The sequence below is a fragment of the Parasalinivibrio latis genome, from assembly GCF_036825535.1.
Lineage (GTDB): Bacteria > Pseudomonadota > Gammaproteobacteria > Enterobacterales > Vibrionaceae > Parasalinivibrio > Parasalinivibrio latis.
Genome location: NZ_CP098812.1, coordinates 1,188,173 through 1,207,104 on the forward strand (window position 1 = coordinate 1,188,173; position 18,932 = coordinate 1,207,104).

Here is an 18,932-nt window from a genome sequence, read left to right on the forward strand (position 1 = left end):
ACCTGAAGGCTTTTTCGGGAATGCATTAAAATGCGTAGTTAAACTGGACAGATGACAACATCGCATCGCCACCAGATGTGAAAGTATCGCCTTCTTCCTGGAAATGGGCAGTTGCACCAAATACATAGGCAAAACCGGCATCAATGCTCCACGCATATTGTGATTGATAGGTTATTCCGCTCGTGAGCCATTTGCGATCTGTGTCCGGGATACTGAGAGTTGGTTTACCTGCTTGCTCGTCTACGGCATAACCGGCTCTGAGTGTCCAGGCCTTTGACAGTTTGTATGTTGTACCTACGGCGTACCGAACCGAGTTTTTGTAGTCTTCTTTTTTCAGGAAACACACACCGTGCAAACTGCCAGACTGGCAAGCTGGGTTGGTCGCTTTGAGTTCCTTAAAATGGCTCCACTCGGTCCATTGCAGGCTATAGTGGAACGCCCACTTTTTGTTGATTTCGTGATAGGCAGAGAACTCAGCAATGGCAGGAAGTACAACGGTCAGGTCGCTTTTGAGTGCCTTCCCTTTGTTTGCAGATCCGGTGATGGTACCGGTGTAATCGGTAAAGTCACCGTTGAAATCCAGGTCCACTTGGGAACGGTAGGTGAGACCAAGCCGGGAAGTTTCATTGGGTTGGAACAACAGGCCGGCATTCCAGCCCCAGGCGAAGGTTGTTCCTTCCATATTGATTGTTTTAGCGGAAGGCATCGCCGGGGACAGAGAGCCATAGTGACGGCCCAGTTCAGCCGTTGCATAGACCAGATCAATACCCAAGCCAATACTGAGTTTATTGTTTAGATCGTAAGCAATATTGGGATTGATATTCACGCTGGTCAGAGATGTATTCCCTGCGGCTGAGCCGGGTGCAAATGCGTCCGGGTAATCTGTTGAAACACCGTAATTTGAGAACAGTGCAACACCTGCAGATATTTTCTGGTTAACCGGCGTAATGAAATATGCAGAGGGAATATACGCCACCGGCGCAATGTCTTTTGCTGTCTGAGGACCTTTGGAAAAACTGTCAAACGTAACTTCTATTGCAGGGTCGATTAGCGTGCCTGAAACTGACAAACTCGGTGTGTCAAAGCGAGTCATTGCTGCTGGGTTCCTGGCCAGAACTGAGGCATTGTCTGCAATAGCCCCTTCCCCGGAAAACGCGCGGCCAAGGCCAGACGCGGAATGTTCTGAAACCTGGAATCCTGCTGCATAAAGATCCGGGGAGAGCGCTGCCAGCATAAATGCCGGCAAAACGGTAGCGCTTAACTTCTTCATCGTTCCTGGTACTCCTGGGACACAACGAGTGCCAAACAGCTGAACTTCACAACTGTTTATGTAATTGGGTAAAACGTGCGGTCAATCTAAGATGCGGGCCCGCGAAGTCGGGGTTGTGGCTGAGGTATTTTGTCGCCGTTTTGCATTAAGGGATTGGTTACGCTGTTTACGAAAGCGCGCTATTTTATGTGATGAATGTCAAAAAATGGATAGTTAAAGCCTGTGGCATTTCTGGTGTGAATGATTTTCGGGTTTAACTGATTGAAAATCATGGATAACTGATCTGGTCTGATGTTTCTCGTATTTGGCGTTTTCCAAAGAAAAATCCCGCCAAAAGACGGGATTTGAACTGAAAACACTTAAACTTCTTATCAGAATGCGTAGTTAAATTGCGCACCGAGGATAAATGCATGGCCTTCTGAGGTGAAGTCGTAAACCTGCTGTGAAGCACTGGCCTCTTTAAAACTGATTTTTTTGCTGTTCAGGTATGCGAAGCCAAAGTCAAAGGTTGATTTTTCAGAGGCTTTGTAAGTTGCACCGATTGAGTACCAGTATCGGTCGGTATCCGGAATACTCAATGTGGACTTACCTCCCTGCTCGTCAAATGCAAAGCCAGCTCTCAACGTTACTGAATCTGAGTAAATGTATGTTGTACCGATTGAGTAACGAAACGCATCATCGTACTCTTCTTTTTTATTAAAACAGACGCCAGGCGCAGGGGCTTTGGGGCCTTTACAGTTTGCGCTACTGGATGCTTTCAACTCAGTAAAATCGCTCCACTGCGTCCAAAACACACTGTAGTGAATAGCGAATTGATCAGAGAGTTGGTTGTAGCCGGATGCCTCGATAATCGCTGGCATTGGTGCAGCAAGAGAGGCATCAACGGCAACTTTTGGCTTTTGGGTTATGACTCCAGTGTAGTCGGTAAAATCACCATCAAAATCCAGGTCTACTTTTGAGCGGTATGAAATACCATAACGGTGTTTTTCGTTTACTTCGTACAGCGCGCCGATGTTCCAACCCCACGCTGTTGTGTTTCCTTCCATATAGATAAGTTTGTCATTTCGATTTCCACCAAAACCAGCAGGTGGAGCAGCCAAGGAAGTATCACCTTTGTAGCGTGTCAGCTCTGCCTCGGCATACACAAAGTTAATGCCACCACCGATGCTTAATTGCTCGTTAATCTGATAGCTTACCGATGGGTTTAACGTCACTGTTTTGAGGGATGTATCACCAGCTGAACTGCCGGCAAGAAAGTCATTGGGGTAGTCTGTTGCTACACCGTAGTTAGTAAACAGTGCAATACCAACGGCAAGTTGGTTGTCAATGGGGTGAATATAGGCAGCGGCAGGTACAAGCGCTGATGGAGCAACGTCCTTTGCTTCCTCTTTAGCAGTGTCATTCGTCACATCTACTTCCGGTGCAACATAGTGTGCGGCAACCGAAAGTGCAGGTGATGAGAATCGGCTCATTAGGGCCGGGTTACGGATCATCGCGGCTGCATTATCCCCGATAGCTGCTTCACCAGCATAAGCGCGACCCAGGCCTGAAGCAGACTGTTCTGCTACCTGGAAACCTGCACCCTGAGCCTGAAAGGCAGCGAGAGCAACTGCAGAGCTGATGAGGGTACGGGACAGTGTCTTTTTCATGATAGCCCTCCTGGCTACTTCTGATTTGTATAGTTATTGCTGCTTCGTGTTCATGTCAGAAAGACACTCAGAATTATATGCACCATTCCTTAAAGTGTTAAACAATTGTTATCAATAATTTGCGCGAGATCTTAAACTGGTACGATGAGATTTAAATGAAAAATTGGACTATTGTTTTAAACGGTTGTTTAAGTTGTAGAATGGGGATTATGGGCAACAATATCTTTATGAAAAAAAAGAGTTTTTGTTGCCCATAAGGAATGGGAATTAAAATATCAGACGGAGAGTTATTCTTCTTCTGTTTGAACGTCGGTTAACGGCCAACCACCAAGTTTTTTCCATTTATTGACAATTTCGCAAAACAATTCTGCCGTGCGTTCAGTGTCATACAAGGCTGAATGTGCTTCTTTATTGTCAAAAGGAATACCTGCGGTTGCACAAGCCTTTGCTAAAACAGTTTGTCCAAACGTAAGGCCACTGAGTGCTGCAGTGTCAAATGTCGCAAAAGGATGGAACGGATTACGTTTGAGGTTACTTCGCTCAGCAGCTTGCATTACGAAGCTATGATCAAAGTTAGCGTTGTGGGCAACCATGATGGCGCGCTGACAACCTTGTGCTTTCAACTCTTTACGTATGAGTTTAAAGGTTTCCTTTAGTGCTTCGCTTTCATCTACCGCCCCACGTAGTGGGCTGAAGGGATCGCGCATACCGATAAATTCCAAGGCGGCTTTCTCGATATTTGCCCCCTCGAATGGGGAAACGTGAAAGTGAATTTTTTTATCCGGATGTAACCAGCCCTCATCATCCATGCGTAGTGTAATGGCACAAATTTCCAGCAAAGCATCCGTTTTAGCATTGAACCCTGCGGTTTCTACATCCACAACAACAGGGAAATATCCGCGAAATCGAGCTTTTAGCGTATTGAGGTCAGGTTGTTGGCTCATTAATCGTTGTCTTTTCCGGCACAAATAGGCGGGCATTATCGCAAAAGCATTCCCTGAGCTAAACCTCTGGAAGGCGAAAAATACTGTCCCGCTATTAAAGATTGGCGCCAGATGACCGATAATAACTGTGATACCAGATAATGAAGAAACGTAACGAGGGGTGAGGATGTTTAAAAGGTTAAAGTGGTTTGGTGCGGGTCTCGCACTGTTTGCCGGTTTTCCTGTTTTGGCATCTATGACCTATGTCGCACCGGCTTCGCTTTCCAATTGGAAAATGGCAGTCGATACCCCGATTGAATGCCGGTTGGAACATGAGATCCCCCGTTATGGACGGGCTTCGTTTACGTCTAAAGCCAGTAAAAAAATGAACCTAGATTTTGAACTGGCAATGATGCGCCCCATGGGACATACGGAAAACGTTAAGCTGGTATCTATGCCTGCTCGATGGATGCCTGGAGATCAGGCCAGACGTATTGAAACGCTGCGGTTTTACAAGCAATTTAATGGCTATGTCGGGGGGCAAACTGCCTGGCATATGCTGTCAGTCCTTGAAGATGGTCGATTTCCTACATTCAGCTATAACGACTGGCAAAAGCAGGAAAGAGTAGAAGTAGCTCTTTCGGCCGTGGCATTCCAAAAGACTTATGATCAGTTCAGCCAGTGTCTGTCTAACTTATTGCCATATTCTTTCGAAGACATCTCTTTCACGGTTCTACACTATGACTCAGACAGTGAGCAGTTGAATAAGCAGTCCATGGCCCGGCTTGCACAGATAGCTGAATACATCCGCTACAGCAATGACGTTGACCTGGTGTTAATGGCAACATATACCGACAGCAGGGGGGCCAGACAAGCTAACGAGAATATCTCTGAACGTCGTGCGAAAAAACTGGAAGAGTATTTTCTCTCTCTTGGCCTGCCGAAGGACCGGATCCAGGTTCATGCATACGGAGAACGCCGTCCAATTGCCGATAACACTACGCCGATTGGGAGGAACAAGAACCGCCGGGTAGTGATCTCAATGGGAAGAACCATTATTTGATAAAATGAATGGAGGATTTTGTCTCCATTATATAGCCTGTAGCTATCGCATGATCTTTGTTCAATCAGTGCGATTTATGGTGTGTTGCCCTTACTGAATGGTTGTAACAGGCGTATGCTGCATCCACTTGATTTATCACGTTAAGGAATGCAGTTTTATGTCTTTAACCCGACTGTTGAAATCAGCCGGTGTCTGTCTGGCATTGGTGTCATCCGTTGTTGTGGCTAAACCCAGTCTTGAACTTCCCCTGCCTCCAGAGCAACTCAGCCATCCTTACCCATCCGTTACTGTTCACACACTAAAATCTGCCGTCGAGCTGGTTCATGTTTTCGAGAGACAAGGATATCAACTGGAAACCGTTCGCGGAAAAGGACTCCTCCCTGCCGTATTTGTAGAAAACCTGCCAGATGACCTTAATAACCTCCCCGTTGAGGAGAAGACTTCCAGCTTTGTTCGCCTTCTGCTTCCAACAATTACAGCCGTAAACGATCAGATTTTACGGGTACGAGAATCGCTGGTGGAACTGTCAAGAAACCCTAAGGCAGAATGGTCCATTCAGGAGAAAGCTTGGGTGGAAAGCCTGATGACTGCGTACGGTGTTACCTCAGGCAGCATCCGTGACTTACTGCTCCATCTTGATGTCATACCTACAGGAATGGCTCTTGCCCAGGGGATTGATGAGAGCGGCTGGGGAACGAGTTACTTTGCGATTAACGGTAACGGCCTATACGGAGAGCACTTGCCTGCGCAAGGTGGAAAATTCCTGACTACGCCGGGTGGGGAAGTGAAAGTCGCTGCATTTGACAATCTTTTTGAAGGGACTGCAGGCTATATATATAACCTCAATACGACGGATGCGTACCGTAACCTTTGGGAGTTGCGCAGAGAGCTCCGTGAGAGAGGTAACCTGACAGGGTATGAGCTCGTACAGGCATTGTCACTTTACTCAACCCGGGGAGAAGCTTATGTGGATAACCTGCGCGCGTTAATTCGTAATCACAGGCTGGACAGTTTCGACCACGTTAAGCTTGATAATGATGACGCGAAGCGGTACAGGTTTGAGCATTGAAAAGCCAAAAAAAGAGCTGCCGGAGCAGCTCTTTTTTATTGGTTGAAACGGGTGATATTATTCGCCCAGACCCGCAGATGCGCTCTTATTCTGGATAAGTTCGATCATGTATCCATCAGGGTCTTTTACAAAAGCAATTTCAGTTGTCCCGCCTTTTACCGGGCCCGGCTCACGGGTGATGTTGCCACCTGCTGAGCGAATAGCGTCGCAAGTCGTATAGATATCGTCTACGCCGATAGCGATATGACCGAAGGCACTGCCCATGTCATACTCGGTGGTGCCCCAGTTATAAGTCAGCTCGATCACCGCGCCTTGTGATTCATCACCAAAGCCGATAAATGCCAGAGTGTATTCATACTCTTTGTTTTCATTTGTACGCAGAAGCTGCATACCCATAACGTCAGTATAAAACTTGATAGAGCGGTCCAGGTCACCCACGCGAATCATGGTGTGAAGGATACGACCGTTGCTCATAATGCTCTCCTTGTAATCTTGAGTACGCGTATAATTTTATCAATAGTTGTAGGCGAAAGGGATTATTCGTCCGGATAGACTTTGTCTTTGAACTCACACAGGTCTTCAATTATACAGCTTCCGCAGCGGGGCTTACGGGCGAGGCAAGTATAGCGCCCATGAAGAATCAGCCAGTGGTGAACATCGAGTTTGAACTCCTTGGGAACGACCTTCAGCAGTTTTTCTTCCACCTGATCCACGTTCTTGCCAACAGCAAATTTAGTCCGGTTTGATACCCGGAATATATGGGTATCTACAGCGATGGTTGGCCAGCCAAAAGCGGTGTTGAGAACTACATTTGCCGTTTTCCTGCCTACACCGGGAAGGGCTTCAAGGGCTTCACGGTTTTCGGGGACTTCGCCACCGTGTTTTTCCAGCAGAATTTTACAGGTCTTTATGACATTTTCGGCTTTGGAGTTAAACAGGCCGATGGTTTTTATGTATTCCTTGACCCCATCTACCCCCAAGTCCAAAAGCGCTTTTGGAGTGTTGGCTACCGGATACAGTTTGGCCGTAGCTTTGTTAACGCTTACGTCGGTAGCCTGTGCTGAAAGCAATACTGCAATGAGTAATTCGAATGGGTTCGACCAGTTTAACTCGGTTTCAGGGTGGGGATTGGCTTCTTGCAGCCTTTTTAGTATTTCAATCCGTTTTTGGTTGTTCATTAATAACTTCCAGTTAAAAGCTGACTGATTTTATTTGTTCACCCATGTGCCTGGGTGTAAATACGGCGGTAACTTACCGCCGCAGTTGGATTAATTGGCTGATGTCACGCGTGCACGCTCAATCTTCTCTTCAGACTGTTCCTGCTTCTTGGCTGTCTTTGCATCAATAACGTTTTTCAACGCAATAAGGAAACCAACCCCGAGGAACGCACCCGGTGGAAGCATCGCCAGAAGGAAGGTATTATCCAGGTGAAATACTTCAATTCTCAGGTGTTTGGCCCACTCACCGAGCAGCAAATCAGCGCCGTCAAAGAGGGTTCCCTTGCTCAGTAATTCACGGATAACACCGAGCACGGTAAGGGTTGCTGTCATGCCCAAGCCCATCCACATTCCATCCAGCAGTGATGGGATAGGGGCGTTTTTTGATGCAAACGCTTCTGCCCGGCCGATGATGATGCAGTTGGTAACGATAAGCGGGATGAAAATGCCCAGGGAGAGATAAAGGCCGTAAGCCCACGCATTCATCAATAGCTGCACACAGGTAACCAAGGACGCGATAATCATCACGAACACCGGGATACGAACTTCCTTCGGTACCCATTGGCGAACAAGGGATATCGTCAGGTTCGAGCTCATTAGAACAGCCGTGGTTGCAAGGCCCAGGCCCAGCGCATTGGTCACTGTGGCTGATACGGCCAACAATGGACAAAGCCCAAGCAACTGAACCAGCCCCGGGTTGTTAAACCACAGGCCGTTTTTCATCAGTTCTGTATTCTGGCTCATGCTTTACTTCCTCCACAGTTGAAGGGCTGTTTTGTCAGGGTGTCCTTGTTTTCATGAAGGTACCATGCAGCATCACGCACCGCACCTACTACCGCGCGAGGCGTAATGGTGGCTCCGGTAAATTGGTCGAATTGACCGCCATCCTTCTGGACTGCCCAACGTTTGTCATTGCCACTGTCGATGGTTTTGCCTGCAAAATGGGTAATCCAGTCGGTTACCCGGATATCAATTTTGTCCCCCAGGCCAGGAGTCTCATTGTGTTGGAGTACCCTTGCACCCGTTACTTTGCCGTTCATATCTGCAGCAACCAGGACTTTAATAGCTCCGTTATATCCGTTAGGCGCGATAGCTTCGATCGCCATTGCTGTCGGTTTACTGCCTTTTGTCGCGACATAAAGTGGCATCGGTTGGTCGGTTCCCAATGCATTGGGTGCGGTTACCAAGGTACAGCTTTTGTACAGGTCATTGTCATGCATTGAAGTTGGGATGACCTGATTTAGCTGACCTAAAAGCTGAAGCTCGGCTTGCTCAGCAATTTTGTGTTCAGTCAGTTTGTTGGTAATGGCCACAAGTCCGGTGGCAAGCAGTGCAAATACCGCCAGTACCAAGCCATTTTTTCTCATTGCAGCAATCATTTCTGCTCCTTACCGTAACCATAAGTCCGTGGCTTGGTGTAGTAATCGATAAGTGGAACGCACATGTTCGCCAGCAATACTGCAAAGGCAACACCGTCAGGAAAGCCGCCAAAACTGCGGATCAGGTAGACAAGCACACCGATCATTGCGCCAAAGATCAGACGCCCTCTGGGAGTGGTTGATGCTGAAACCGGATCGGTGGCGATAAAGAATGCACCGAGCATGGTTGCGCCAGAGAATAGGTGTACTGCCGGGGATGCCACAGAATCCGGAGCAAAGACAAAACCAACTGCACTGAAGATAAACAGTGAAGACAACATGGCAACAGGGATATGCCACTGAATCAGGCGAAGTCGAAGCATGATCAGGCCGCCAACGAGGAAACCGAGGTTTACTGTACTCCAGCCGATTCCCCCTAATGATCCAAATACCGGCTGCAGCATAGCTTCTGACACTGTTTTACCGGCTGTCAGTGAAGTTTTGATGGTATCAAGAGGAGTTGCCATCGTGACTCCATCAACGGACATTCGGAGCTGGTTTGCACTAAATCCGTCTACGGTGAAGCCCGTAAAGACAGTTGATAAGACATCAGTAAGATTTGCAGTGTGTTCCGCTAAGCCATGAGGTGGTAACCAAGTTGTCATCTGCAGTGGGAAGGAGATTAGCAGGACAACATAGGCAATCATTGCCGGGTTAAACAGGTTTTGACCCAGTCCACCATACAGTTGTTTGCCGATGATGATGGCAAACAAAGCACCGATAACGGCTATCCACCAAGGGGCAAGGGGAGGAATGGCAATACCAATCAGCACGCCGGTTAACAGGGCACTGTTATCTGAAAGTGTGCCAATAACCGGCCTGTTGCGAAGTTTCATTACAGCTGCTTCTGCCGCCATCGCTGTGATGCTTGCAATGGCGATTTGAACCAGGACACCCCAGCCAAAGAAGTAGCAAAGCGCTGCGATACCTGGAAGGGTACACAGCGAAACCAATTTCATGATGTCGCGAGTGCTGCGACGGTTACGTGTATGAGGGGAACTGGCTATAAAGAAGGCCACGGTTAGCTATCCTCTTGGGTGTTCTTTTCTGCCACTTTGCGGGCTTTTGCCCTGGCAACAGCAGCGGCAATTTTTGCTTTTTTATCCTGCTCTTGTGTACTTTCCACAGGTGTTTCAGTAGACAGTACAGCTGTTTTATCCTTGTCAACTTCAGCCTGTTGTGCGGCTTTACGTGCCTTAGCCCGAGCGACAGCAGCAGCTACAGCAGCTTTCTTGGCATCAACCGGGGAGTCGCTTTCTGGCGCATCAACTTCGGTTACAGGTGCAGCTTCAGCCTGTTGGGAAGCTTTACGCGCCTTAGCCCGAGCGACAGCCGCAGCTACAGCGGCTTTCTTGGCATCAACCGGAGAGTCGCTTTCTGGCGCATCAACTTCAGTTGCAGGTGCAGCGTCAGCCTGTTGGGCGGCTTTACGTGCCTTAGCCCGAGCGACAGCAGCAGCTACAGCAGCTTTCTTGGCATCAACCGGGGAGTCGCTTTCTGGCGCATCAACTTCGGTTGCAGGTTCAGAGTCAGCCTGTTGTGCGGCTTTACGCGCCTTAGCCCGAGCGACAGCCGCAGCTACAGCGGCTTTCTTGGCATCAACCGGGGAATCGCTTTCTGGCGCATCAACTTCGGTTGCAGGTTCAGAGTCAGCCTGTTGTGCGGCTTTACGCGCCTTAACCCCATCGACAGCAGCAGCTACAGCTGCTTTCTTGGCATCAACCGGGGAGTCGCTTTCTGGCGCATCAACTTTGGCTGCAGGTTCAGCGTCAGTCTGTTGGGTGGCTTTACGCGCCTTAGCCCGAGCGACAGCAGCAGCTACAGCGGCTTTCTTGGCATCAACTGGGGAGTCGTTTTCTGGCGCATCAACTTCGGTTGCAGGTTCAGCGTCAGCCTGTTGGGCGGCCTTACGTGCCTTAGCCCTGGCGATTGCTGCCGCTACGGCATCTTTCTTTTCATCCTTGGATGGGGTCTCTGCTGCTTGTTCGGCAATCTGGGCCTTACGTTCTCGTGCCTGGCGTTTGCGCTCTTCCCGGAGTTTAGCCATTTCGCTGTTGTCTGGTTTGGCCTCACCGCTTCCTGCGGCCTCCGCCTGCTTCGCTTTGGCACGAGCGATTGCTGCGGCGATAGCGGGTTTAGTCTCAGGTTTTTCGGATTTTGCTTTCACACGGGCAATGGCTGCGGCTACCAAGTCTTCACCATTGGTTTCTGACATATTCTGGCGACGCTGGGCAGCAGCTTGCTTGTGGCGGTTTTCCCGTTCTTCTTTCTCTCGTTCCAGTCGGGCTTTTTTCGCTTCAAAACGTTCACGGGCCCGGTCGGAGGCAAGTTTTTCAGCCTGAATTGCGCGAACTTCAGCCTTAGCTGTCCGGTAATATTGAACTAGAGGAATTTCACTTGGGCAAACGTAAGCACATGCACCGCATTCAATGCAGTCAAAAAGGTTGTACTCACCACACTTGTCAAAATTACTGTCCTTTGCGTACCAATAAAGCTGCTGTGGAAGCAGGTTTGCCGGGCAGGCATCTGCACATGCACTACAGCGGATACAGGACATTTCTCCGTTGGATGGAGCAATTTCTTTCCTGGTTGGTACAAGCAAACAGTTGGTGATCTTGGTGACAGGCACGTCGCAATGAGGCAGGGTGAAGCCCATCATAGGACCCCCCATGATAACGCGAGGCAATTTCTTGTCGGCTTTATAACTGAACTGCTCTAACAAATGTTGCACCGGTGTCCCCAGCAAAGCCCAGGTGTTGCCTGGTTTTTCTACACAGTTACCGGTGACAGTAATCATGCGCTGGATGAGCGGTTCACCATTTACAACAGCACGTTTGATAGCAAATGCAGTTCCTACGTTTTGCATCATGATGCCAATTTCGGCTGGTATTGCGCCGGCTGGAACTTCCTTACCTGTCAGGATCTTAATCAATTGCTTCTCGCCGCCAGACGGGTATTTGGTTGGAATCACCTGGATGATCAAGTTATCCAAGCCTTGGGCAGCAAGTTTAAGCGCATTAATGGCTGCTGGTTTGTTGTCCTCAATCCCAATTACTGTCAACTTCGGCTGAAGGATATGTCCCAGGATACGGGCCCCTTCTATGACTTCATCGGCATACTGCTGCATTAAGCAGTCATCGGCGGTGATATAAGGTTCACATTCAGCAGCATTGAGAATCAGGATCTCTGTGCGTGCGAGGCCGCTTTGCAGCTTACGCCCGGTAGGGAATCCCGCGCCACCCAGTCCGGAAATTCCTGCATGACGGATGTGATCGACAAGAACCTGTGGATCAACCGAGGTGTAATCTTCGAACGACGTTGTTTCTGACCAGGTTTCGAGGCCATCCGGTTCAATAACAATGCAGAGATCAGACAGTCCGGAAGGGTGGGCAATAGTGCGCTCTTCAACAGCCACAATGGTGCCGGAAGTAGGGGCATGTACCGGCAGGCACAGGTTCAGGTCTGCCTGCGTCAGCGGTTCGCCTTTTTTAACTGAGTCACCGATGCTGACCAATAACTTTCCTGCCGTACCGATATGTTGTTTGAGTGGCAGAATAAGTTGGGAAGGCAGGGTATAAGTCTGCACATTGCTATGGTTTGACTGGGTTTTATTCTCTGGCGGATGTACGCCACCATGAAAGTCCCAACGCTGTCCATGCTTGATTTTTTCGATAATTGACAGCATTAGTTACCCCTCTCCTGCTCAGCATTGGCTGGAAGGTTAACTACTGGGATTTGATTCAGCTGCCATTTCCAGTTGTCTGGTGTTGTTTTTACCGGAATCATTTCAATACAGTCTGTTGGACAGGGAGCGACACACAGGTCACAGCCTGTGCATTCAGCTTCAATAATGGTGTGGATACTCTTTGTGCTGCCTACGATGGCATCTACCGGACAGGCCTGAATGCACTTAGTACAACCGATACATTCATCTTCATGTATGAACGCGACTTTCTTGATGTTTTCCTCAGCTGGTGCACTGTCAGCCGCATCAACACCCATCAGATCAGCCAATTTCTCGATAGCAGCCTTGCCACCCGGTGTACATTTATTGATAGCGTCACCATTGGCGATCGCTTCTGCGTATGGTCGACAGCCAGGGTAGCCACACTGACCACATTGAGTTTGTGGCAGTATGGCGTCTATTTGGTCGACGATTGGATCCGCTTCAACTTTGAACCGTACAGATGCGAATCCCAGCAGCAGACCGAAAATAGCAGCCAGTGCCGCAATGGCGATTACCGCGATAAAAATTCCGCTCATTACAGTTTCACCAACCCGGTAAAGCCCATGAATGCCAGAGACATCAGGCCCGCTGTAATCATTGCAATAGACGCCCCTTTGAAGGGGACTGGTACATCTGCTGCGGCGATGCGTTCGCGCATTGCGGCAAACAGTACAAGTACAAGGGAAAACCCTACTGCAGCACCAAACCCGTAAATTACCGACTCAACAAAATTGTGTCTTTCGTTGATATTAAGGAGCGCAACCCCTAAAACCGCACAGTTTGTGGTGATAAGAGGAAGGAAAATACCCAATAAACGGTATAGGGTTGGGCTGGTTTTATGCACCACCATCTCGGTGAATTGAACAACAACAGCAATTACCAGAATAAATGCCAGTGTCCTCAAATAGGTGATTCCCAGAGGCTCCAACACGTAAGATTCAACCAGATACGCGCAAACTGACGCCAATGTCAGCACGAAGGTTGTTGCCAACCCCATACCAATAGCGGTCTCTAGTTTTTTTGAAACGCCCATAAACGGGCATAGGCCAAGAAACTTAACCAGTACGAAGTTATTTACTAATACCGTACCGATAAGTAGCAATAGGTACTCAGTCATACCATCAACACGACTTACTCACACAGATCTGCATATTATCGGCCTTTGGCAGGACTATAACAACCAATTGGGCATAGGGTTTTTCTAATTTACGTCAGTGATACCGACAATGATTCGGCTTTCATCATACGAAAGTACTGAAATCAGCGGTTGGAATATAAAAAGAGACACGATTTATGAAATCTTAGCTTTTGCAGTCGTGGAGCTTGAATTCGTTGGGCTGGGCGGACGGAGTCCGGACAGAGGAAACAAAAAAAGCCCCGTCATTCGACGAGGCTTCGAAATGTGGCTCCTCCTGCTGGACTTGTACACGGCCGGTCAGGTCAGCGACATTTGGACGGAGTCCGGACAGAGGAAACAAAAAAAGCCCCGTCATTCGACGAGGCTTCGAAATGTGGCTCCTCCTGCTGGACTTGTACACGGCCGATCAGGTCAGCGACATTCGGACGGAGTCCGGACAGAGGAAACAAAAAAAGCCCCGTCTTTCGACGAGGCTTCGAAATGCGGCTCCTCCTGCTGGACTTGTACACGGCCGGTCAGGTCAGCGACATTCGGACGGAGTCCGGACAGAGGAAACAAAAAAGCCCCGTCATTCGACGAGGCTTCGCAATGTGGCTCCCCCTGCTGGACTTGTACACGGCCGGTCAGGTCAGCGACATTCGGACGGAGTCCGAACAGAGGAAACAAAAAAGCCCCGTCTTTCGACGAGGCTTCGAAATGTGGCTCCTCCTGCTGGACTTGAACCAGCGACATACGGATTAACAGTCCGCCGTTCTACCGACTGAACTAAGGAGGAACAGATTTTCTTTTAAATTTGGCTCCCCCTGCTGGACTTGAACCAGCGACATACGGATTAACAGTCCGCCGTTCTACCGACTGAACTAAGGGGGAATCGCTGAAAGCGGGGCGAATATTATCGACCGTCCTATGGAGTGTCAACAATGAAAAATGCGTTTTTTGCCGAATTTAGCCCGACTGGTGGCTTGGTGTTCAGAACGCTCGGTTTGTGTTCACCATTAGCTCATTTTTTCAAACAGAGATGTTGTTGTATGAAAAATATCCCGTTGAAGAACTGAATACGATCCTATGGATAGAAAAAAGATCTTTTTCTTGACTTTTACTGAGCCCGTAACGGCAAGGTTTAAATCGAGTTACCCACAAATTCTGTGGATAACTATGTGAGTTAATTCTGGGGAAATCATATGGGCACCGAAAATACTGGCTATTAGAGGCGTGCGGCAAAGTAATTGAGCCATGTCAATAAAGGGATAAGGTAGTTTCGAAGAAAAAAATATGTCAAGGAATAGTGATTGATATTATCCACACCGGATAAAAAAATGAAGCTGGGAATAACGGGGATAAAAATTGTGCGACAGATGGAGGATGTGACGTCAGTACAGAGTTTACAAACGGTTTAGAAATAGATGGATCTTGAAGAAATTGGCTCCCCCTGCTGGACTTGAACCAGCGACATACGGATTAACAGTCCGCCGTTCTACCGACTGAACTAAGGGGGAGTAGCGAAAGGACGAACATACTATCGCGCACTATTCTCAACGTCAATACCCCGAAGACTGATATTAGACGACCAAGGGAAAGTTTGCACATTGATAAGCCTGCTAATTAATGTGGTTGACTTCACCTTCTGTGCAATCAGAATGTGAAGTCAGAAATATCTCAATAAGTTGGAATGCTTGCATGAGTAAAACGTTCAAATTGTGCTCCGATTACAAGCCGGCCGGTGATCAGCCCACAGCCATTGCGCAGCTAATCGATGGACTGGAATCAGGGCTTGCTCACCAGACTCTGCTGGGAGTAACCGGTTCGGGCAAGACTTTTACCATGGCAAACGTTATTGCTGAGCTCAATCGCCCAACCATGATTCTTGCGCCAAACAAAACGTTGGCGGCACAGTTATACGGAGAGATGAGGGAGTTCTTTCCCGAAAATGCCGTTGAATATTTTGTTTCTTATTATGATTACTATCAACCTGAAGCCTATGTTCCGGCTTCGGACACCTTTATCGAGAAAGACGCGTCGATAAATGATCACGTAGAACAAATGCGGTTGTCGGCAACGAAAGCGCTCATGGAGCGACGTGATGTCGTCATAGTGGCTTCTGTATCTGCTATCTATGGTCTGGGAGATCCGGATTCTTACCTCAAAATGATGCTCCACGTTCGTCGTGGTGATGTTTTGAATCAACGAGACATTCTGAGAAGGCTGGCTGAATTGCAGTATACGCGCAATGATGTGGCGTTTGATCGAGGAAGTTTCAGGGTGAGAGGGGAGGTCATCGATATCTTCCCAGCAGAATCTGAGCGTGACGCAATCCGGATTGAGCTTTTCGATGACGAAGTGGAATGTATCAGCAGCTTTGATCCGTTGACCGGTGCGCTGGTCACCCGCGACATGCCACGCTGTACCATCTACCCGAAGACGCACTATGTGACGCCGCGTGAACGGGTGCTGGAAGCCATTGAAGAAATTAAAGAGGAACTGGTAGACCGAAAGAAGTTCTTGCTGGAAAACAACAAACTTCTCGAAGAGCAACGAATTACACAGCGTACTCAGTTTGATATCGAAATGATGATGGAACTGGGCTACTGTTCTGGCATCGAAAACTATTCCAGATACCTTAGCGGACGTACAGAAGGTGAGCCGCCTCCGACGCTGTTTGACTACTTGCCGGCAGATGGCTTGCTGATTATTGACGAATCACACGTAACTGTATCGCAGATCGGCGCTATGTACCGGGGGGACAGGTCACGTAAAGAGACTCTGGTCGAATATGGTTTCCGCCTGCCATCTGCCCTGGATAACCGTCCTCTAAAATTTGAGGAATTTGAATCTCTGGCACCGCAAACTATCTATGTATCAGCGACGCCGGGGAATTATGAGATTGAGCATTCTCAGGGAGATATTGCTGAACAGGTTGTCCGTCCAACGGGGCTTCTGGATCCGGAAATTGAGGTCCGTCCTGTCGCAACCCAGGTTGATGATCTGTTATCAGAAATCCGAATCCGGGCTGAGAAAGATGAACGGGTATTGGTGACGACCCTCACCAAGCGTATGGCGGAAGACCTGACGGAATATCTTGAGGAGCACGGTGTACGGGTGCGTTACCTTCACTCCGATGTAGATACTGTTGAACGGGTAGAAATCATCCGGGATCTTCGACTGGGTGAGTTTGACGTTCTGGTTGGCATCAACCTGCTCCGTGAGGGGCTTGATATGCCGGAAGTTTCCCTGGTGGCTATTCTTGATGCTGACAAGGAAGGGTTCCTGCGTTCAGAGCGCTCCCTGATTCAGACGATCGGCCGTGCTGCCCGTAACCTTTACGGTAAAGCGATCCTCTATGCAGACAGAATAACCGGTTCCATGGAGCGTGCTATCGGGGAAACAAACCGGCGCCGTGAAAAACAACAGGTATTTAACGAAGAACATGGCATTACGCCGAAGAAGCTGGTCAAGAAAGTCGCAGATGTGATGGAAATGGGTGGGGCGAAAAAGCGCCAGCGTCCACAGCAAATCAAATCCTTGCGCCAGGTTGCCGAATCAGAGCCTTATTACATGCATCAGTCGCCGCAACAGCTTGATAAAGCAATTAAGGCGCTGGAAGCTGAAATGTATCAACACGCCCAAAATCTTGAGTTTGAACAGGCAGCGGCGGTTCGGGATCAAATTCAGATGTTGCGGGAGACTTTCATTCGCAACAGCTAGCTGGTAAAAAAAAAGCCATTCGCAATACGCGGATGGCTTATTCAGTGAACGAAATGCTCACAAACAACGTCAGTTGGCTAGGTGACCCCGAAGGGTCATATTCAATAAAGCAAAGGGTGTGCCAATTTTATTGTTCAGTTTATCTGGCGTTACTTGGATAATGAAGCGTGGTTTTTTCTGATTTTTGTTGCATTTTGCAATGCATATTGCGTTGGGACACTCCGCTTAATTGCAATGCGCACTATAATGAGAGTATCGCAAACTACTCAGCTGTTTACATATTTGGAAAAACATTCTCCGTATGAAAGATACCAATGGGAAAAAAAGGATCTTGATGGTTGAGGATACAGCGTCCGTAGCGGCGTTGTACAAATCCTATCTCAACCCTTTGGATGTTGAAGTGGAAACTGTTTCTACAGGCCAGGAAGCGTTGGCGAGTGTAGATAGAAAACTGCCACAGTTGATACTGCTGGATCTGCGCTTGCCGGATATGAGCGGTATGGATGTGTTGGCGCAAGTGCGCAAACACAATGCCAATGTGCCGGTTATCATCATGACTGCCCATGGTTCTATCGACGTCGCTGTAGAAGCGATGCGCCGTGGCGCCATGGACTTCCTGATCAAACCGTGTGAAGCGGACCAGTTACGGATCACCGTCAACAAGGCGCTAAAGCCAGCAGAAGAACAGCCACCCAATAACAATGGCAGGGAAGGCCATTACCATGGTTTTATCGGCAAGAGCTTGCCGATGCAGGCGGTGTACCGTGTTATTGAATCCGCCGCGCCAAGTAAAGCAACGGTGTTTATCACCGGCGAAAGTGGTACCGGTAAAGAGGTTTGTGCAGAGGCGGTTCATGCTGCCAGCCCCCGCAGCAATGCGCCTTTCATTGCTATCAACTGCGCAGCTATACCCAAAGACCTGATAGAAAGTGAATTATTTGGTCATGTGAAAGGTGCGTTCACTGGCGCGTCCAGCGACCGCGCTGGTGCAGTGGAGCTGGCTGACGGCGGTACTTTGTTCCTGGACGAAATCTGCGAGATGGACCTTGATCTTCAGTCCAAACTACTTCGTTTTATCCAGACCGGTGCCTACCAGAAAGTGGGTTCATCTCACTCACAAAAGGTTGATGTGCGCTTTATATGTGCTACCAACCGGGACCCCTGGGAAGAAGTTAAGTCAGGAAATTTTCGTGAAGACCTTTATTACCGACTTCATGTAATTCCCCTTTACCTTCCACCACTTAGAGAGCGGGGGGAGGATGTCTTGGATATTGCTCACTCTTTACTGGCACTGATGTCTGTTGAAGAGGGGAGAAACTTCTCTCAATTTGATAGCGAAGTCCTCACGAGGTTTGCTGCATATTCGTGGCCAGGTAATATCCGACAGCTTCAAAACATAATACGAAATATCGTTGTTTTAAATGCTGGTGAGAAAGTCACCGTAGATATGTTGCCACCACCTCTTGCCGAGAATTCTGGCGTTAATTTTGCTTCTAATTTTGAGATTGCTGAACTAGCTGCTGCCGCAAATCCATTGAAGGAGACTGTCACCGACGGAATGAACGGTGCAAGGCTCGCAAGAAAGTCAGATATTGAGCCATTATGGCTGACAGAGAAGAAAGCAATTCAGGCTGCAATTGATGTGTGTGATGGAAACATCCCCCAGGCAGCAGGATTGCTGGAAGTAAGTCCTTCAACAATATATAGAAAATTACAATCTTGGCAAAATGCAACCAAGGGATGAGAGGAATTCAAG

At 48.5% G+C, this 18,932-nt stretch carries 16 protein-coding genes and 3 tRNA genes; 4 read left to right on the forward strand and 15 right to left on the reverse strand.

Going from position 1 to position 18,932, the window contains the following annotated elements; translation table 11 throughout:
* Positions 1 to 25 precede the first annotated feature (25 nt).
* The 3 genes from NF212_RS05745 to rnt form a co-directional block, all read right to left on the reverse strand.
* Complete coding sequence (locus tag NF212_RS05745; protein ID WP_434359628.1) at positions 26 to 1,270, reverse strand: outer membrane protein transport protein; 1,245 nt, start codon at positions 1,268 to 1,270, stop codon at positions 26 to 28.
* A 371-nt stretch (positions 1,271 to 1,641) separates the two neighbouring features.
* A complete protein-coding gene (locus NF212_RS05750) occupies positions 1,642 to 2,919 on the reverse strand; it encodes an outer membrane protein transport protein (protein WP_434359630.1) in 1,278 nt (425 codons plus the stop codon).
* Positions 2,920 to 3,206: 287 nt separating this feature from the next.
* Positions 3,207 to 3,863, reverse strand: coding sequence for a ribonuclease T (gene rnt / locus NF212_RS05755; RefSeq protein ID WP_434359632.1), 657 nt, complete (start codon positions 3,861 to 3,863; stop codon positions 3,207 to 3,209).
* A gap of 166 nt (positions 3,864 to 4,029) precedes the next feature.
* Here rnt and motY point away from each other — a divergent pair, with 166 nt between their 5' ends.
* Together motY and NF212_RS05765 are read left to right on the forward strand one after the other, a co-directional pair.
* The gene (motY, locus tag NF212_RS05760) at positions 4,030 to 4,905 is read left to right on the forward strand and encodes a flagellar protein MotY (protein ID WP_434359634.1); all 876 of its coding nucleotides are present in this window, start codon (positions 4,030 to 4,032) and stop codon (positions 4,903 to 4,905) included.
* A gap of 157 nt (positions 4,906 to 5,062) precedes the next feature.
* Complete coding sequence (locus NF212_RS05765) at positions 5,063 to 5,974, forward strand: glucosaminidase domain-containing protein (protein WP_434359636.1); 912 nt, start codon at positions 5,063 to 5,065, stop codon at positions 5,972 to 5,974.
* Positions 5,975 to 6,031: 57 nt separating this feature from the next.
* On the opposite strand, the gene gloA is transcribed toward NF212_RS05765, so the two are convergent.
* From gloA to NF212_RS05825, 12 genes are all read right to left on the reverse strand, one after another.
* A complete protein-coding gene (gene gloA / locus NF212_RS05770; protein WP_434359638.1) occupies positions 6,032 to 6,448 on the reverse strand; it encodes a lactoylglutathione lyase in 417 nt (138 codons plus the stop codon).
* Positions 6,449 to 6,510: 62 nt separating this feature from the next.
* Complete coding sequence (gene nth / locus NF212_RS05775) at positions 6,511 to 7,152, reverse strand: endonuclease III (RefSeq protein ID WP_434359640.1); 642 nt, start codon at positions 7,150 to 7,152, stop codon at positions 6,511 to 6,513.
* A gap of 90 nt (positions 7,153 to 7,242) precedes the next feature.
* Complete coding sequence (locus NF212_RS05780) at positions 7,243 to 7,935, reverse strand: electron transport complex subunit E (protein WP_434359642.1); 693 nt, start codon at positions 7,933 to 7,935, stop codon at positions 7,243 to 7,245.
* Entirely contained in the window at positions 7,932 to 8,570 is a 639-nt protein-coding gene (rsxG, locus tag NF212_RS05785) for an electron transport complex subunit RsxG (RefSeq protein WP_434359644.1), read from the reverse strand. Before rsxG ends, NF212_RS05780 begins: the two co-directional genes overlap by 4 nt.
* Positions 8,567 to 9,628: an electron transport complex subunit RsxD gene (gene rsxD, locus NF212_RS05790; protein ID WP_434359647.1), complete on the reverse strand. Its 1,062-nt coding sequence runs from the start codon at positions 9,626 to 9,628 to the stop codon at positions 8,567 to 8,569. Before rsxD ends, rsxG begins: the two co-directional genes overlap by 4 nt.
* A 2-nt stretch (positions 9,629 to 9,630) precedes the next feature.
* Positions 9,631 to 12,294 (reverse strand): electron transport complex subunit RsxC, encoded by a 2,664-nt coding sequence (gene rsxC / locus NF212_RS05795; RefSeq protein WP_434359649.1) that lies wholly within the window; start codon positions 12,292 to 12,294, stop codon positions 9,631 to 9,633.
* Positions 12,294 to 12,872, reverse strand: coding sequence for an electron transport complex subunit RsxB (gene rsxB / locus NF212_RS05800; RefSeq protein WP_434359651.1), 579 nt, complete (start codon positions 12,870 to 12,872; stop codon positions 12,294 to 12,296). Before rsxB ends, rsxC begins: the two co-directional genes overlap by 1 nt.
* A complete protein-coding gene (gene rsxA, locus NF212_RS05805; protein WP_434359653.1) occupies positions 12,872 to 13,453 on the reverse strand; it encodes an electron transport complex subunit RsxA in 582 nt (193 codons plus the stop codon). Before rsxA ends, rsxB begins: the two co-directional genes overlap by 1 nt.
* 432 nt (positions 13,454 to 13,885) lie before the next feature.
* Positions 13,886 to 14,140, reverse strand: coding sequence for a hypothetical protein (locus tag NF212_RS05810; protein WP_434359655.1), 255 nt, complete (start codon positions 14,138 to 14,140; stop codon positions 13,886 to 13,888).
* Between the two features lie 33 nt (positions 14,141 to 14,173).
* Positions 14,174 to 14,249: transfer RNA gene (locus NF212_RS05815), tRNA-Asn, on the reverse strand.
* A 19-nt stretch (positions 14,250 to 14,268) separates the two neighbouring features.
* A tRNA-Asn gene (locus NF212_RS05820) sits at positions 14,269 to 14,344 on the reverse strand.
* A gap of 550 nt (positions 14,345 to 14,894) precedes the next feature.
* Positions 14,895 to 14,970: transfer RNA gene (locus NF212_RS05825), tRNA-Asn, on the reverse strand.
* Between the two features lie 181 nt (positions 14,971 to 15,151).
* Here NF212_RS05825 and uvrB point away from each other — a divergent pair.
* Together uvrB and luxO are read left to right on the forward strand one after the other, a co-directional pair.
* Positions 15,152 to 17,176, forward strand: coding sequence for an excinuclease ABC subunit UvrB (gene uvrB / locus NF212_RS05830; RefSeq protein WP_434359657.1), 2,025 nt, complete (start codon positions 15,152 to 15,154; stop codon positions 17,174 to 17,176).
* Between the two features lie 301 nt (positions 17,177 to 17,477).
* Entirely contained in the window at positions 17,478 to 18,920 is a 1,443-nt protein-coding gene (luxO, locus tag NF212_RS05835; RefSeq protein WP_434359659.1) for a quorum-sensing sigma-54 dependent transcriptional regulator LuxO, read from the forward strand.
* Positions 18,921 to 18,932 lie beyond the last annotated feature (12 nt).